This window comes from Microcoleus sp. Pol1C5, assembly GCF_036701115.1.
Classification (GTDB): Bacteria; Cyanobacteriota; Cyanobacteriia; order Cyanobacteriales; family Microcoleaceae; genus Microcoleus.
The window spans coordinates 190549-205553 of the sequence record NZ_JAUBQE010000005.1; the positions used below are offsets into that span (position 1 = coordinate 190549).

At 42.8% G+C, this 15005-nt stretch carries 10 protein-coding genes; 6 read left to right on the forward strand and 4 right to left on the reverse strand.

The window, feature by feature from the left end; all coding sequences use genetic code 11:
• Window positions 1-188: 188 nt before the first annotated feature.
• The 5 genes from QUA23_RS04845 to QUA23_RS04865 all read left to right on the forward strand — a co-directional run bounded on the left by QUA23_RS04845 (window position 189) and on the right by QUA23_RS04865 (window position 7711).
• On the forward strand, window positions 189-1802 hold the full coding sequence (locus QUA23_RS04845; RefSeq protein ID WP_333073999.1) for an NB-ARC domain-containing protein: 1614 nt from the start codon (window positions 189-191) through the stop codon (window positions 1800-1802).
• Window positions 1799-3433, forward strand: a complete 1635-nt coding sequence (locus tag QUA23_RS04850; protein ID WP_333073997.1) for a protein kinase domain-containing protein — start codon at window positions 1799-1801, stop codon at window positions 3431-3433. The genes QUA23_RS04845 and QUA23_RS04850 overlap by 4 nt, the downstream gene beginning before the upstream one ends.
• On the forward strand, window positions 3433-4422 hold the full coding sequence (locus QUA23_RS04855; protein WP_333110304.1) for a tetratricopeptide repeat protein: 990 nt from the start codon (window positions 3433-3435) through the stop codon (window positions 4420-4422). The genes QUA23_RS04850 and QUA23_RS04855 overlap by 1 nt, the downstream gene beginning before the upstream one ends.
• 88 nt (window positions 4423-4510) lie before the next feature.
• Window positions 4511-4804: a tetratricopeptide repeat protein gene (locus QUA23_RS04860; protein WP_333073993.1), complete on the forward strand. Its 294-nt coding sequence runs from the start codon at window positions 4511-4513 to the stop codon at window positions 4802-4804.
• A gap of 72 nt (window positions 4805-4876) precedes the next feature.
• Window positions 4877-7711, forward strand: coding sequence for a CHAT domain-containing protein (locus tag QUA23_RS04865; protein ID WP_333073991.1), 2835 nt, complete (start codon window positions 4877-4879; stop codon window positions 7709-7711).
• 159 nt (window positions 7712-7870) lie between these two features.
• Here the strand turns inward: QUA23_RS04865 and QUA23_RS04870 are convergent, their stop codons facing one another.
• The 4 genes from QUA23_RS04870 to QUA23_RS04885 all read right to left on the reverse strand — a co-directional run bounded on the left by QUA23_RS04870 (window position 7871) and on the right by QUA23_RS04885 (window position 13285).
• The gene (locus tag QUA23_RS04870; RefSeq protein WP_333073989.1) at window positions 7871-9835 is read right to left on the reverse strand and encodes a tetratricopeptide repeat protein; all 1965 of its coding nucleotides are present in this window, start codon (window positions 9833-9835) and stop codon (window positions 7871-7873) included.
• A 6-nt stretch (window positions 9836-9841) separates the two neighbouring features.
• Window positions 9842-11095 (reverse strand): hypothetical protein, encoded by a 1254-nt coding sequence (locus QUA23_RS04875; RefSeq protein ID WP_333073988.1) that lies wholly within the window; start codon window positions 11093-11095, stop codon window positions 9842-9844.
• A gap of 523 nt (window positions 11096-11618) precedes the next feature.
• Window positions 11619-12134 (reverse strand): isoprenylcysteine carboxylmethyltransferase family protein, encoded by a 516-nt coding sequence (locus QUA23_RS04880; RefSeq protein ID WP_333073986.1) that lies wholly within the window; start codon window positions 12132-12134, stop codon window positions 11619-11621.
• 206 nt (window positions 12135-12340) lie between these two features.
• Window positions 12341-13285 (reverse strand): aldo/keto reductase, encoded by a 945-nt coding sequence (locus QUA23_RS04885; RefSeq protein ID WP_333074224.1) that lies wholly within the window; start codon window positions 13283-13285, stop codon window positions 12341-12343.
• A gap of 142 nt (window positions 13286-13427) precedes the next feature.
• On the opposite strand from QUA23_RS04885, the gene QUA23_RS04890 reads away from it, so the two are divergent.
• Entirely contained in the window at window positions 13428-14861 is a 1434-nt protein-coding gene (locus tag QUA23_RS04890) for a BCD family MFS transporter (RefSeq protein ID WP_333073984.1), read from the forward strand.
• The last annotated feature ends 144 nt before the right edge of the window (window positions 14862-15005 follow it).

Here is a 15005-nt window from a genome sequence, read left to right on the forward strand (position 1 = left end):
GGTCGCTCTTGAAAATTTATAAAGAGATATTTATAAATTAGCGAGTTGTTAGTGGACGGTCTATATAGATAAACTAAGTTGTTTGAGTTAAATATAAAAATAAAAATACTGAGAAAATCTTAGTTTAACTAAGTAAATCTCAGGAAACTTCAGGTTATAATTAAGATCCCTAAAAATTTTTTAACGTTATGAATTTTGAAGAAGCGCTGAAACTCGCAGATACCGCCGTATTTGCCAAAACAAACAGACACTTAAAAGATATAGAAGTAATAATTCTGAGGGGAGCTTGGCAAGGTCAAGAGTATCATAAGATTGCAGAGGCTTACGGATATGCTGCCGAATACCTGATGCAAGATGTTGGCCCCAAGTTATGGAACCTGCTTTCTGAAGCTTTAGGGGAAAGAGTCAGTAAAAGAAACTTTCAAGCGGCATTGGAAAGGCGATCGCTATTGCAGTCAGAGAGAGTCGCACAGCCAATTGCAGTTACAGGCACTCCTTTACGCCAAGATTGGGGTGAAGCGCCGGATGCCTCAATTTTTTTCGGTCGCACCGCAGAACTAAACACCCTCAGTCAATGGATACTCCACGATCGCTGTCGCTTGGTGGCGCTGTTGGGTATGGGAGGTATTGGTAAAACGGCTCTGACTGCTAAACTGGGAGAACAAATTCAGGGTGGTTTTGAATACCTAATTTGGCGCAGTCTCCGCCATGCACCTCCCTTACTCACAATCTTGACTGAGTTGAATTCATTTGCAAGCAGTTCCCAAGACACGCAACTTCCAACCACTGTAGACGAGCAAATTTCTTCCCTGCTCAAGAGTTTGCGCGATCGCCGTTGTTTGCTAATCCTAGATGATTGGGAAATGATTTTGCGAAGTGGAGACATTGCTGGGTACTACCGAGACGGTTATCAAGGGTACGGCCAACTACTGCGGCGAATCGGAGAAGAACGGCATCAAAGCTGCTTGTTACTCCTATCGCGAGAAAAACCTGTAGAGATATCCTCTTTAGCAGGCGAAACCTTACCTGTGCGTACATTACAAGTTAAAGGCTTAAAACAAACAGAGGCAAAAATGCTTTTGGCCGCCATTGGGTTTTCTGCCTCAGAAAACGGCTTAGATGAACTGATACAAATATACCGAGGTCATCCTGCTGCACTGAAATTTACTGGTACCACAATTCAAGAGTTGTTTAATGGCAATATTAGTCAATTTATCGCTCAAAGCTCCTTAGTTATTGGCGATATTTTTGGCAATCTACTTAACGAACATTTTCAGCGGTTATCAGATGTAGGAAAAGCTGTGATGTACTGGCTGGCAATTGAACAGCAGCCGATTTCCTTGAACCAATTGAAAGCAAAATTATCAGCCGGCGTTTCTAGTTCAGAATTACTAACAGTATTAGAATCCTTGGTAAGACGTTCCTTAATCGAAAAAGAGCTTTCCCCTTCTAGTGCTGAATCCAAATTCACTCTAGAACCTGTGATGATGAAATATGTTACTCATAAACTTGTTGAACAAATATGTCAAAATCTTCGAGAAGCAATGCAAGCGGAATCTCTCGAACACCTAGGTTTAATCGGAAGTTATGGTTTAGATGAAAACCCAGAAATAGACGGTGCTAAAACTACTCAGCAAAACCCGATGTTCAATATAATTAGAGAGCGTTTGAACTTGACACTGGGGAGTCCTTTTCAAAAGCAGCTAGAAGAACTTTTATTAAAATTGCGTAAATCTCCTTTTCAAGCTGGTAAGTACGCTGAGAAAAATATTTTAAAACTGCTGGGAGAAACAGAAAGATGACTTCAAGTAGCTTAATTTATCCAGGGTTTTTACTTCAAGGTCGCTATCAAGTGATCGCTCGGATTGGCGGCGGTGGCTTTGGCGATATTTTTGAAGTAGATGATGGTGGTATTACTAAAGTATTAAAAGTTTTGAATTTGGATAAGTTTAATAACCCAGATATTAAGCAAAAAGCCACCATTTTATTTCAGCGAGAAGCAGAGTTCTTAATGAGCCAAAGGCATCCTGGCATTCCTCGTGTAGAAACAGACGGCTATTTTACTTGGCCTGAAGGTAGTAGCAAACCGTTGCCATGTCTGGTAATGGAGAAAATACCAGGTCAAAATTTAGAAGAGTGGATGTTAGCAAGAGCTAATCAACCAATAACTACAGAAACAGCCATCGAGTGGTTAACTCAACTAACAGAAATTCTTAATTTACTGCACGAGCAGCAGTATTTTCACCGAGATATTAAACCGTCCAATATCATGTTAAAGCCGGATGGGAAATTGGTATTAGTTGATTTTGGTGCGGTGCGAGAAGTAACAGAAACTTACTTGCGGCAACAAAAAGAAAATTATACTGGGACTGCGATTATTTCCGCTGGTTATACGCCAAGCGAACAAGCAGATGGTCATGCAGTACCGCAATCTGATTTCTTTGCTCTAGGACGTACTTTGGTTTATTTACTGACAGGAAAAGTGCCCATCGACTTACCTAAGAATCCTGACAATGGTGAATTGATATGGCGAGATAAAGCAACGCAAGTTTCACCGCATCTGGCAGATTCGCTGGACCGAATGATGGCGATTTTTCCCGGAAAGCGACCGCAAACTTGCCAGGAAATATTGCAAATTTTGGCAGGGGTAAACTCGCGATCGCACTTAGAAAACTTGGCGAAACCATTGCCAGAAATTAATTACTCGATCGAGCGAAGTAAAACGAATGCGAACGCAGATAAGCTAAGTTTTAACTGGGTAGGTAAACTAGCTCTAGCTAGCTTCTTTTTGCTAGGTGGTTGGTGGAGGTTATCACCCCAAATAGTATTTTATCTTAACAAAGAAGGTTTGAGTAATTACGTAAGTAAACGTTTAGATACTGCGGAATTATATTATAAAACAGCTCTCTTCTTTCAACCAGATGATGGAAGAGTTAACTATAATTTAGGCGTATTTTATGAAGACAAACAAGATTATGACAAAGCTCGCGCTGCATATCAAATTGCGCTCAATGCAGGTGTTAATAAAGCTTTAAATAATTTGGCGCGGCTGGAAATTTTAGATAGACAATATGCAAAAGCTCTACCGCTGTTAGAAAAAGCTTTACCACTTGCCACAGATATTAAGACAACGTACACTATACACAAAAATTTAGGTTGGGCGCAGTTGGAGTTAGGGCGATATGAAGAGGCTAACAATAACCTGACGAAAGCGATTAATATTTCCAGCGAGCGCTCTGTTGCTTACTGTTTAGAAGCTGTTCTTTTAGAACGTCAAGGCAATCAGCAAGCATCTATATCCAATTGGAAAAAATGCTCTGATAAATTGCCATCTGAATTTCCTGAAGAACAGAGATGGGTGCTGCAAGAATTCAGCAAAAAATTTGACAACTTACAGTTAACTCCGGCTCTAAATAATTTAGGTGATAAGTAATGAAAAATAATTCTCTATCGAAGTTTACATTAATAGGTATAAACAACAAAAGTTTTATTTACTTTTTGAGTTTTTTGTTATTGCCTTTAATTTTGATAACAACAGCATCAAAGGTTTATCCTGTAATTAATGGATTGACTCCACAAGTTTCAGATCCTTCTCAACAAAAAATCTTCCTGGCTAATTGTGACGATTATACTGCCGATCCCCGCGGGCCTCTTGATGCCTTAATTCCTTATATTATCAGTCCTCGTCGCACATTATTGCTGAACGATCGACCGAAGTTGCGCTGGAATAAAGTTCCCGGTGTGGATACCTATACTGTGAGTTTAGTGAAGGGCGATCGGGCAATTTGGGAAACAAAACTTAATGGAAATGAGGTAGTGTATCCGGGAGCACCACAACTGGAACCGGGAATTGAGTATTTACTGGTGGTCAAAGCTGAGAACGGCAGGACATCGGAGGAGGAAAAACTAGGCGATCGAAGCTTCCGAATGCTACCAACGACCCAAAAGCAATTGGTCAGGGGAGCGATCGATCTAATTAACGATCGGAAAATGGCCGATACAACCAAAGCTTTGCAACGTGCTTATTTTTACATCGGTTCGGATTTGAAATCTGAGGCGATCGAGACATTGGAAGCATTGGTAGCAACAGGTATTCAGGAACCTCTTGCATATCGCAAGCTAGGCGATTTATACTGGCAAGAAGGGGTGACATTGCTGGCGGAGAGCAATTATCTAAAAGCACACGAATTAGCTAGTGCAGCCAAAGACATCGGGGAGCAAGCGCAGTTAGAAGAGGCTTTGGGGGGAATTTATGGGGCGATCGGCGAGAAGCAAGAAGCAGTTCGCTGGTTGACGCAAGCAATAAACAGTCACAAAGCTTTAGGAAATACGCAAAGAGTCAAGGAACTTGAAACACAGATTGCCAAACTCAAGGTGAGTTTGGTAAAACCTCAACCCTTTTCCGGAGTATTGGGGAATTAGTTTGTAGAAAATTTTGATTTTTTCCGGAAAACAGTATTGTATAGTGAGTATTGAATTGAAAATCATGACGTAAGAGGTCAGAACGAAAATGAGTGATGAAAAATCTGCCAGTCAGGTAGCTGATGAATTAGTAGAGAAAGCTCACAAAAAGTTTCAAAATAAAAACTATACTGCGGCTTTACAACTTTGTCAAGCTGCATTGGCTATCTATGAAGGAATAGGCAATCCGGTAGGAATCGAATCCACTTTAATCAATATTGGTCAGATATTCCGAGGTCGTGGTCCTATAGCAGGTGGTGGCGGCATAGATGATCAACCAACAGTATTCCGAGGTCGTGATCCTAGAGCAGGTGGTGGCGGCATAGATGATCGACGAGACTAAGAATAACAACAAGAAACTTTCAAGAAGTGGCAAACAGAAGTAATTAAAGTCCCTTTATAGAGGGATTTTTCTATGTTTTTTAAACTTAATTATTTAATTTTGTTAACAGCATATCTAACTCTTTTATCTAACAGGCAAGCTTTAGAGTTAGGCAGAAATCATGAGCTATCAGCAACCCAAAATTCAACTTACAGACAGCCTAATTTAACGTTTATAGTACAAACTACAAGCACCAGGAAATGTAACATAGAAGCAGAGCCGTTGCTCCAGCAAAGCAGTCAATTTTTCCAAAATAATAAGTATATTGAAGCCTTAGAAAGCTATCAACAAGTTCTAGCAATTTGTCAAAAAATTGGCGATCGCAAAGGCATTGCAGACACTAGCTATCAAATTGGTCTAGTCTACGCAAAATTAAATAATTACACTCGCTCGCTCCAATACTTCGAGCAATCCCTAATTCTTAGTAAAGAAATTGGTGACAAAATAATTCTTGGGGAAACTCTTAATGAAATGGCAATGATTTATTATTACCAAGGGCAATATTACAAAGCTCTGGAGTTTGGACAACAAGCCTTGGCTGTTTATCAAGAAATTGGTAACAAAGTAGGCATTGGACGTAGTTTAAAAAACATTGGTACATTTTATAAAGGTTTAAGCAACTACGCCCAAGCATTGAATTTTTATCAGCAGAGTCTTGTTATTGGTCAGGAAGCAGGCGATAAAGTAGGTGTTGGACGCACTCTGAATAATCTGGGTCTACTTTATACTGCCATAGGCGAGAACGTTAAAGCATTGGATTTTTATCAAAGAGCTTTGTTGCTGCGCAGGGAAACTAAAGATTTGTCGGGCGAAGCAAAAACTCTTCATAATATTGGGTGGGCGTATAACCAGTTAGGCGAATACTCTAAAGCTTTGGATTTTTTTCAACAAGCATTAGCTATTTTTCAAAAAATTGGCGAGCGGGCTAATACTGCAATCGTGTTAAATAATATCGGAAACGTTTATCAAGAACAGGGTAAATATGTAAAAGCATTAGAAGTATCAAAGCAAGCATTAGTAATTTTTCAAGAACTAGGACAACAGATGTGGATAGGCAACACTATTGATACTATTGGTAGTGCATATAAAGGTTTAAATCAATTTGAAAAAGCATTAGATTCCTACCAAAAAGCTTTAGGAATTATGAGAAAAGTTGGCGATCGCCAAATTGAACGTCTTATTCTTAGTAACATTGGTGAAGTCTTAGCAAAACAAAATCGATCGGAAATGGCGATCGTCTTTTATAAATTATCAGTTAATGTCACCGAATCAATTCGTAGCGATTTGCACTCTCTCCCCACCGAACAACAACGATCGTACACAACAACTGTCGCCGATACCTACCGCCACCTCGCCGATCTATTACTGCAACAAGACCGAGTTTTAGAAGCACAACAAGTCCTCGATTTACTCAAAATTCAAGAAATCGAAGATTATCTCCGTTCCGTTCGGGGAAACGAAAAAACAGCACAAGGTATTCCCTTAACTCCTCAAGAACAGCAAATCCGAAACAGACACAATGAAATTTTAAATCGAGAAATTCAACTAGGCAGAAAGCTTGCTGAATTAGAAAAAATTCCCGTAGCTAACCGCACGCCACAGCAGCAACAAGAAATTGCCAATCTCAGGCAAATGCAGCAGGAAATGCGCGGCAGATTCAAGGAATTTATTAATTCTCCTGAAATTGTTGCCCTCATCCAGCAGCTCAGCCCTGCTGCTCAAACTGTTAATTTAGGTCTTCTTACTAACATTCGATCGGACATATTGAATCGCTTGAAAAAAAAGGCAGTATTGATTCAGCCTTTAATTTTAGAAGACCGTTTAGAGTTAGTAATCACAACCGCTGAGTCTCCCCCATTCCGGCGCACTGTAACAGTTAAAAAACAAGACCTCAATCGATCGATTATGGAATTCCGCATGGCTTTGGAAAATCCCAAATCCGATGCCAAAACACCCGCAAAAAAACTTTATGACTTGCTAATTAAACCCCTCGAACACGATCTGACAGAAGCACAAGCTAAAAGCATTATTTATGCTCCTGACGGGCAGTTGCGCTACATTCCCCTAGCAGCTTTATACGACGGCAAACAATGGTTGGGACAGCGGTTTGCCATTAATAATATTACTGCTATGAGCCTCACAAAATTCACTGAAGAAACTGCTGCTAAACCTCACATTTTAGCTGGTGCTTTTGCTACAGGTCGTTATAATTTTGAACGGGGTGCTACTCGATTTGCTTTTTCTGGTTTGCAATTTGCGGGGCTAGAAGTGGAAAATTTAGCCGCGATGATGTCAGGAACTACAAAATTAATAGATAGGGAATTCAATCGCGCCACAATGATTCCCCGCTTGCCAGATTATACAATTATACACTTGGCAACTCATGCTATGTTTGTTACGGGACAACCAGAAGATTCGTTTATTTTGCTTGGTGATGGGGATACAATTACCATGCCCGATATTCAAAATTTAAATCTACTGAATGTAGACTTGGTAGTATTGAGTGCTTGCCAGACGGGAATAGGTGGCCAACTAGGTAATGGAGAAGAAATTTTAGGTTTTGGCTACCAGATACAGGAAACAGGGGCAAAAGCGGCGATCGCATCTTTATGGAAAGTAGATGATGGCGGTACTCAAGCGTTAATGATTGCTTTTTATACGGCGTTGCAGTCGGGAAATACTAAGAAGGCGGAAGCTTTGCAAAAAGCGCAAATCGCATTAATTACAGGTGATGATTCAGTGTTGGGTCGAGCGACCAATTTATCAATTTTAGCTAGAAGCCGCAGTAATTTGAGACCGTCAGTGGCTAGTCGTTTGAGTCATCCATACTACTGGGCACCGTTTATTCTGATTGGTAATGGTCTTTAAACAGTTGACTGTTGACTGTTGACAGCCAGGTTTTTCAGACGTAATTTTGTGTATCGAAATTATCTGACTCCAGAAATATCTAACCGAGCTGCGAGAATTACACTCAGAAGCTTGGTTAGATATTTCTCTTAGCACACCAACGGTAGTATTAGTCTGGACTTATCCATCGGTTTGAAGGGCGAATAACTTGCTTTCCACTTCAGAGCGATCGTCCGCATCTGGTTTGAGGCGTAGATAAGTTGCCAGATCCTGTGTAGCTTCTTCAAAACGGCTTAAAACTATTAAAGCAACAGCTCGGTTTTGATAAAATTCGGCATTTTCCGGTGACAGGACGATCGCCAAATTCAAATCATTAAAAGCTTCTTGATACCGTCCAGCATCGTAGTGCAAAATAGCACGGTTCGCTAAGACTAAAGGCTGGTTAGAGTTAAGAACCAATGCTGCATTATAATCTGCCAATGCTGCATCCGGCTGCTCTAACGCCTCAAATACTTGAGCGCGACCAATCAAAGCCAAGCTTTGATTAGGATCTATATCGAGAGCATTTGAATAAGCAGTTACCGCTTCTGTTATTTGTCCCGTTAGTCGATAGCACTGCCCCAAATTTATCCAGCTCTCATAATAGGGCGGACTTAGCTCAATCGCTTTTAAGTAGTCGTTAATGGCATCTTGCAAACGCCCTATCTTAAAATACCCGTTCCCACGATAGTTATAGTATTCCGAGTAGTTCGAGTCTATCTTTAATGCAGCAGTGAGGTAAACGATCACCTTATCATAAATGTCAAGGGTAGCATAAGTGTAAGCAACGTTAAAAAGTAAAAGTGCTTGTGGCTGAAGACATTGCTGTGAACCCAATTCAGTATTAAGCTGCTCATAGCAAGACCAACAGAGCTCTGCTGCTTCATAGTGTTTTCCTTGACGATACCAAATTAGTGCTAATCCCCTGCGGTTAGTAGTGCCTGCCACCAGTTTCGCCTGCTTCGGTATATCTGCTTGTTCCAGCAGTTCCAAACCTCGTTCAAGGTAAGCTTCTGCTTTAGCTAAATCGCGGTTTGGAAGATAGCTAGCGTACAACATCCCCATCAGGTAGCAAGTACGACAAAGGAAATAGGGGTCTGTTATTCTCCTCATCGCATTCTCTAACAGCTGAAATGCTTGCACTGGGCGATCGAGCGCGATATAGCAAAGGTACATCTTTTCAACTAACTGCGATCGCTTATAGCTGTCTTCTGGGCAGTGAAGCTCTATTTGCGCTAGGGCAGCCTCACCATAAAATAACCCATCTTCATAAAAAGCGCGTCTGGTGTATATTGAGCAAGCTTTAATTTGATGCTCCAAAGCACAGATAGGTTCGTCACTGTGCAACCAATAGCGGATCAGTTGTGGCAGATGGATTTCCTGCTCGATCGAGTCTTCCCCTACCTTTTGTTCTAGTTCTTGAGCCAACCGTCTCATCTCTTGAGGACAAACAGGTAAAATTGGCTCAACAAATTCGTCCCATTTTACACGCTGTCCCAGGCAGTTGAGATGAAACTCACCAACTACAGTTTCGCTTGCTCCTACATCAGTAGCGAGCAGCAGAGTCAGTTTCATCTGTCTTCCACGACGGCGCATTAATTCCACAAAAAAGTGACGTACTAGGGTGCTAGCGCGATCGTAGCGATCGCACACAATTACCCAAGGAGAACCATCACCAGTGCGTTCATACCAATCACTTAGAAGATTGATAATCCCATGTAGAATCCTTACTACCCGATCCGCTGGGTGATTGCTTACCTGTTCGCCTTCCGGGGCGGTATCCGTCAAAGCCAGATACCTTACCGATATTGTCCGTCGCAAAGCGGGTAAAACATGAACCAATTCGTAATCATGCTTGGTAATTAAATCGGGTGCTTGGGTTTGAATTTTTGCGATAAAACTGCTTAGAAGCTCGTTCAAGCCAGCCCAAGGGCCACCTTCCTCGCGATCGCAGGATAAAAGCCAGGTTGAGGCTCCGTTTTGTTGAGCTTCTTTCAGCCATTGTTGTAGCCTTGCGCGACGAAACTCACCCGATTTTGCTTCTAATAAGATTGCCTGACCTATCAAATCAACAGAATGTGTCGGGATGTAATTTTGCCAGTCCATAAACATTTACCTCAGCGATGTACGAAAACTACGAATCCAAAGCCAAAAACCAGCACTATCAGGGCCAAGCACAAGCAATGTCATTAACAAGACATCTACGAAAGCGTAAGGATTGGCCTGATATCCAGCACTAAAAACCGTGAAGATCTGCAAACAGTAGTGCCACAACAGTGGGATGCTAATAAAGATGAGGGAGCCCAGAGCTGCAATGCGACCTACAAGCCACAACAGTGCATACCAACGAATCACGCGCATCTCAGCTACGGGGATATGAGATTGATTCACCGGACGCACCCAGCGCCAGAACTGGGCTGCTTGATTCCGCAGGAATATCTCTGTGTCTTTCATCAGGCTCTTACAGCCAAAGAAATTAGCGATAACAAAGTAAAAATCCGTTCGCACAAACAAGAAGCACTGCCAAAGCAAGCGCATCAGATAAACCAGCAAAGTAGCTCGGCCTAACTGGAAAAGCACCGGATGCAGCACTAGCCACCCGTAATTCTGGGCAAAAAAGATTAGGGTAAGAACAGAGGCTGAGACGGCATCCAGCAATGGCCCTGCCAAAAATGGCAGGTAACGCTGATTTCTGGGAACGCTCCACACACCAGTCATGTCCGTCTCTGCCACTAGAAACCACATACGATTGCTGATACCTAGCCGGGAGGAAACACCCACAGCACGAGCCGCCACTAAATGAGCCATTTCGTGTAGAAAAAGTGTGAGGTAGCCAATTAAGGAGAGAACCAAACGCATTAATGTTAAGTTTTCCTTGAAAAAGAGCGCATCCCATCCAGGAACAATCGAAGGTTCTACAGTGAGCGCCAGCAAAGCTAAGCCGATTAAGATACCACAGCTAAGTAGTACACGGCGGCTGAATATCCTTTGAGCTAAGGATTGCGGCAAGCTAGCAAAATGAAAGCGTACTGTAGCAGATTTGGATTTGCCGGGTCGGTCGATCATCTGCATTAAAGCTTGGGATTGTGCAGTTTTACCCTTTACCAAGGGCTGAACAAATCCCTGACGCTCTAGAATTTCTAGCAAATCTGCCAAATCTGGTACTTCACCGTACTTCTGCTGATAGAGTGACTGCGCCTCACCAACTGTCTTGCCTTCTGCCAAATAATCCAGTAACTCTACAGCATCTAATGGCAATACCAAAAAAACCGCAGTATCTGGGCATCCAATAACAAATTCTTTTCCTTCATCTTGCCGTGTGAATGGATAGACTGCCACACGAGTATCAGTTGTGTAGTTTGTCATAAGCACCTTAACTAGAAGTGGTCGAACTCGCTACACAAATAACGAGTTCGAGAAAACAACTAAGCGAGATGAAAATTAGCTAACAATTTAAAGTTCTAGCTACCATGCTTAGCAGCAGTAGTCCTCAGCGTTTCCGCTTCGCGAATTACAAACTTTTTCATGGATTGTAGGTTGTGCTTGTTGATGGGTTTGACGTTGGTGGATTGCATAAACTTGACTTCCTTTGTTTTAGGTTGTTTTCGGTTCTTGTTTCTGAACCGTTATTTATAGGTTCTCCCAATCACTAAAAATAGTCCATATAGATAACTTAAGTAGTTTTCTTAGAGCGACTTAACATACAAATCACTAAAAAATTAAGATAACCTCAGAAAACCTCAGTAAACTTCAGGTTCCCTGAAACAGGACTTACGCAACTGGCACATAGTGATGAGCGCGATCGCCCTTACTCATCGCCATAACCCGTCCTCTTAACCTACAAGTTGACAACCGGAGCAAAACTTTGTAGAGATGGGCGATCGAACTGTTAATAAATTCCAGGAATTATTTTTTTGACTCGCTGACGATATTCTGAATAGTTGGGATATTTTTCACTCAACCAGGTTTCTTCGCGATTGGCTTTGATGTCAAAAAATATCAGTAAAATTGCAGTAGCTACTAAGTGCGATAAGCTGATTTTTAAAATTGTCCAGCCGAAAGCTGCTAAAATTAAGCCGCTGTATAATGGGTGTCGCACAATTCCGTAAATGCCTGTTTGGATTAATTCTCCATCTTCTCTGGGATACGGTAAAGGCGTGAGGTTTTTTCCTAAATCTATCAATGCTTTGATGATGAAAATTAATCCGGTTAAGCCGAGAATACTGGCCATAAACCAGATAATATAAAGTAAGTGGGTTGATTGAATTTTTAATCCTGGCAGTTGATAAACTGGTAAGATTACAAATCCTGTGAGCAATCCTCCTTGAAGCAAAACTAAATATTCGCCACGGCTGTTGTTGCGCCAGCCTTCGCGCGTGAAGCCCCAGTCAGTTAAGATTTTCATAGTAAGACGAAGGAAGAAGGAAGAAGGAAGAAGGAAGAAGGAAGAGGGAAGAGGGACAAGGAATGAAGGAGAAGGAAGAGGGAAGAGGGACAAGGAAGAGGGAAGAGGTGAGAAGAAAGTGAACTGTAGGTTGGGTAGAGTGAAGTAAAACCCAACCTACGGCGAACAGCGAACAGCGAACAGTCAACCGTCAACAATTAACAAATTTATTCTCGCCAGGGACGAGTCATTAATTCTAATTGATTGACTTCATCTTCGCTCAAATTCCAGCCTAATGCCCCTGCGTTTTCTTCGGCTTGTTTTGCGGTTTTGGCGCCGGGAATGGGGATGACTCCGTTTTGGCATATCAACCAGTTTAGGGCAACTTGGGCGGGAGTGCGATCGCGCTTTCTGCCCATTTTCCGCAGGGTGGACATGACTAATTCTATTTTTTGAAGGCCGCTTTTACTGAAGCGGGAGTCCATTTTGCGGGCTCCTGTAGGTTGTTCTTGGGCTGTGTATTTGCCGGTAAGCAATCCTTGGGCTAAGGGGCTGTACGCTAAAATTGTGACTCCCAATTCGCGGGCTGCACTCACAATTCCTTGTTTTTCTACTTGCCGCGACAGCAAGGAGTAACGGACTTGATTTGTTGCTAGGGGAACGCCTCTTGCTGCTAGTATTTTGTGGGCTTGCCGCATCTGTTCTACTGAATAGTTGCTGACTCCTACTGCTTGAATTCTGCCTTGTTTTACTTCATCCGCTAAGGCGTTCATCAGGGTTTCTTGACTCAGTAAAAAAGTGAAGGGCCAGTGAACTTGGTAGAGGGCTATTTGTTCTACTTGCAAGCGTTTTAAGCTGGCACTCAAAGCGTCGGAAACTGATTTTCCTGTAATCCGCCAAGGTACGGGGCCGAATTTGGTGGCTATTTGCACGGGTTGGGTGGTTTTTTTGAGAAACTGCCCCAGTAATTCTTCTGACAAGCCGTTACCGTAGACTTCGGCTGTGTCGAAAAAGTTGACTCCGCTGTCTAGGGATGTTTTGAATGCTGCTTCGACTTCGGCGGCGCCGTAGTTGCTGCCGTAGTTCCAAAATAGTTTGTCGCCCCAAGCCCAAGTTCCGACGCACAGGGGAATGACGGCTGGGCCATTTTGTCCTAGGGTAATGGTTGTCACGGTTGGTAAATCCACAATTCTTTATTGTCTATTATTTTTCTATAAATAGTCGCGATCGAGCTTCTAGCCGGGGGAGGAAACACGGCTGGTGGCGAGTATGTCAGTTACTATAAATGCAAATGCTGTGTTTATTTGAATAGCTATGTCGATCGACCGTTTGCCAGATTCAAGATTAACAGATTCCGCGACTCCTGCCATCAAGAGAGTTTCCCTCCTGACTATGTTCCGGTTGGGTTTGTTTCAGATGGGATTGGGCATGATGTCGATTTTGACGCTGGGGGTGCTCAATCGCGTGATGATTAAAGAGTTGGCGATTCCGGCTACTGTGGTGGCGGGTACGCTGGCGATGCACCAGTTTGTCGCGCCGGCTAGGGTGTGGTTCGGGCAAATGTCTGATGCTAAGCCTTTGTTTGGCCATCACCGCACGGGTTATGTGTGGGTAGGAAGCGTTTTGTTTGTGATTTCTGCTTTTTTGGCGGTGCAGGTAATGTGGCGCTTGGGCGGCAGTTTGGAGGCTGTGGGGTGGACGACTCCTACTTACGGTTGGGTGGGTTTGTTGGGTTTGATTTTTGCGCTTTACGGTATTGCTATTTGTTCGAGCTCGACTCCTTTTGCTGCTTTGTTGGTGGATGTTTCGGATGAGGAAGATCGATCGAAGTTGGTGGGTGTGGTGTGGTCGATGCTGATGGTTGGTATTATTATCGGGGCGATTGTTAGCAGCGGTTTGCTGAAGCAAATTGATGGGGATGTGCCGCGGGAAGTGTTGCAGGCTTCGATTAATGGTTTGTTTGTGAAGGTGCCGGCGCTTGTTTTGCTGTTGGTAGGAATTGCGACTTTTGGGGTTGAGAAAAAGTATTCGCGGTACGGGGTGCGATCGTCCGCAGTGAATCGAGAAGATAAAATTACTCTGGGAAGTGCGCTGCGGATTTTGACTGCTAGCCGCCAAACCGGTTTGTTTTTTACTTTCCTGCTGATTATGACAATTTGCTTGTTTATGCAGGATGCGGTTTTGGAACCTTACGGCGGGGAAATTTTTAAAATGCCGATTTCGGAAACTACTAGGTTGAATGCTATTTACGGTACTGGTACTCTGATCGGTTTGAGCGCAACTGGTTTTTTAATTGTGCCACGCCTCGGCAAGCAAAATACGATTAGGTTGGGCTGTTTGTCGGTGGCTGCTTGTTTTGGTTTAATTATTTTATCTGGATTCACAGGAAATCCAATTGTGTTTAAGTCGGCTTTAATGTTGTTTGGTTTTGCTTCGGGAATTACGACGACGGGTGCGCTGAGTTTGATGTTGGATTTGACTGCTGCGGAAACTGCTGGGACTTTTATTGGTGCTTGGGGTTTGTCGCAGGCGATGGCGCGGGGTGTGGCGACGATTAGTGGCGGTGTTATTTTGGATTTTGGCAGGAGTTTGTTTGGGGTGCCGATGTTGGCTTACGGCTTGGTGTTTGCGGTGCCGGCGGTGGGTATGATTCTGGCTGTTTGGCTGTTGGGTAGGGTGGATGTTGGGGAGTTTCAGGATAATGCTAAAAGTGCGATCGCTACTATTCTTGAAAATGAATTAGACTAAGGTTTTGTCAGTTAGTCGGTGGCTTGTGGCAGTTGTTAGTTCCAATAATCAATAACGAATAACGAATAGACATCTCCGAAAAATAAAATAAAGAGTAGGAAGAGATGGTAAAATATCTTTTTTTCGGGACTGAACATGAGTTCG

Excerpts from the sequence above, each read along its gene's own strand:
- QUA23_RS04870 (WP_333073989.1), bottom strand. The coding sequence starts at position 9,835 with ATGGACTGGCAAAATTACATCCCGACACATTCTGTTGATTTGATAGGT.
- QUA23_RS04850 (WP_333073997.1), top strand. The coding sequence starts at position 1,799 with ATGACTTCAAGTAGCTTAATTTATCCAGGGTTTTTACTTCAAGGTCGC.
- QUA23_RS04860 (WP_333073993.1), top strand. The coding sequence starts at position 4,511 with ATGAGTGATGAAAAATCTGCCAGTCAGGTAGCTGATGAATTAGTAGAG.
- QUA23_RS04880 (WP_333073986.1), bottom strand. The coding sequence starts at position 12,134 with ATGAAAATCTTAACTGACTGGGGCTTCACGCGCGAAGGCTGGCGCAAC.
- QUA23_RS04875 (WP_333073988.1), bottom strand. The coding sequence starts at position 11,095 with ATGACAAACTACACAACTGATACTCGTGTGGCAGTCTATCCATTCACA.
- QUA23_RS04845 (WP_333073999.1), top strand. The coding sequence starts at position 189 with ATGAATTTTGAAGAAGCGCTGAAACTCGCAGATACCGCCGTATTTGCC.
- QUA23_RS04865 (WP_333073991.1), top strand. The coding sequence starts at position 4,877 with ATGTTTTTTAAACTTAATTATTTAATTTTGTTAACAGCATATCTAACT.
- QUA23_RS04855 (WP_333110304.1), top strand. The coding sequence starts at position 3,433 with ATGAAAAATAATTCTCTATCGAAGTTTACATTAATAGGTATAAACAAC.
- QUA23_RS04890 (WP_333073984.1), top strand. The coding sequence starts at position 13,428 with ATGTCGATCGACCGTTTGCCAGATTCAAGATTAACAGATTCCGCGACT.